The 1,851-nt window shown below is 63.4% G+C and carries 2 pseudogenes; both read left to right on the top strand.

Annotated elements, in window-relative coordinates:
* Nucleotides 1-26: 26 nt before the first annotated feature.
* A pseudogene (locus ACLD1X_RS29025) lies at nucleotides 27-920 on the top strand (AMP-binding protein); the annotation flags it as partial.
* A 14-nt stretch (nucleotides 921-934) separates the two neighbouring features.
* Nucleotides 935-1,851, top strand: a pseudogene (locus ACLD1X_RS29020) (AMP-binding protein); the annotation flags it as partial.

The following is a 1,851-nucleotide window of genomic DNA, read 5'->3' as shown; positions in this document are numbered from 1 at the left end:
ACAACTATTCCACCGAGGTAAGAAAGATGAGTGCGGCTTCCCTGTATCCCGTTCGTCCCGAGGTTCTGGCCAATACGCTGACCGACGAGGCGACCTACAAGGCCATGTACCAGCAGTCGGTCGTCAACCCGGACGGCTTCTGGCGCGAGCAAGCCAAGCGCCTCGACTGGATCAAGCCGTTCACCACGGTGAAGCAGACGTCCTTCGACGATCACCATGTCGACATCAAATGGTTCGCCGATGGCACCCTGAACGTTTCCTACAACTGCCTGGACCGTCATCTGGCCGAGCGCGGCGATCAGGTCGCGATCATCTGGGAGGGCGATGACCCTGCCGAAAGCCGCAACATCACTTACCGTGAACTGCACGAGCAAGTCTGCAAGTTCGCCAACGCCCTGCGTGGCCAGGACGTGCACCGCGGCGACGTGGTGACTATCTATATGCCGATGATCCCCGAAGCCGTGGTCGCCATGCTGGCCTGTACCCGGATCGGCGCGATTCACTCGGTGGTGTTCGGCGGCTTCTCGCCGGAAGCCCTGGCCGGTCGCATCATCGACTGCCGCTCGAAAGTGGTGATCACCGCCGACGAAGGCATCCGTGCCGGCAAGAAGATCCCGCTCAAGGCCAACGTCGACGACGCGCTGACCAACCCGGAAACCAGCAGCATCCAGAAAGTCATCGTGTGCCAGCGCACCGGTGGCGACATCAAGTGGAACCAACATCGCGACATCTGGTTCGAGGACCTGATGAAAGTGGCCGGCACCGTGTGCGCGCCGAAAGAGATGGGCGCCGAAGAAGCGCTGTTCATCCTGTACACCTCCGGTTCCACCGGCAAGCCGAAGGGCGTGCAGCACACCACTGGCGGTTACTTGCTGTACGCGGCCATGACCCACGAGCGCGTGTTCGACTATCGCCCGGGTGAAATCTANAAGCGCTGTTCATCCTGTACACCTCCGGTTCCACCGGCAAGCCGAAGGGCGTGCAGCACACCACTGGCGGTTACTTGCTGTACGCGGCCATGACCCACGAGCGCGTGTTCGACTATCGCCCGGGTGAAATCTACTGGTGCACCGCCGACGTCGGCTGGGTCACCGGCCACAGCTATATCGTCTACGGCCCGCTGGCCAACGGCGCGACCACGCTGCTGTTCGAAGGCGTGCCGAACTACCCGGACATCACCCGGGTGGCGAAGATCGTCGACAAGCACCAGGTCAACATCCTCTACACCGCACCGACCGCGATCCGCGCCATGATGGCCTCCGGCACGGCGGCTGTCGAAGGCGCCGACGGCAGCAGCCTGCGCCTGCTCGGTTCGGTCGGCGAGCCGATCAACCCGGAAGCCTGGGACTGGTACTACAAGAACGTCGGCCAATCCCGTTGCCCGATCGTCGACACCTGGTGGCAGACCGAAACCGGCGGCAACATGATGAGCCCGCTGCCGGGTGCTCACGCCCTCAAGCCGGGTTCGGCGGCACGGCCGTTCTTCGGTGTGGTGCCGGCACTGGTGGACAACCTGGGCAACATCGTCGAGGGCGAGGCCGAGGGCAACCTGGTGATTCTCGATTCGTGGCCGGGCCAGGCGCGTACGCTGTATGGCGACCACGACCGCTTCGTCGACACCTACTTCAAGACCTTCCGCGGCATGTACTTCACCGGTGACGGCGCCCGTCGCGATGCCGACGGTTACTACTGGATCACCGGTCGCGTGGACGACGTGCTCAACGTCTCCGGCCACCGCATGGGCACCGCCGAGATCGAAAGCGCGATGGTCGCCCACCCGAAAGTCGCCGAAGCCGCGGTGGTCGGTGTGCCGCACGACATCAAGGGCCAGGGCATCTATGTGTATGTCAC

The sequence above is a fragment of the Pseudomonas sp. 18173 genome (assembly GCF_050432945.1).
Taxonomy (GTDB): domain Bacteria; phylum Pseudomonadota; class Gammaproteobacteria; order Pseudomonadales; family Pseudomonadaceae; genus Aquipseudomonas.
Note: the sequence above shows the minus strand (reverse complement) of the source record. Positions and strands in the feature narration are given on the sequence as shown.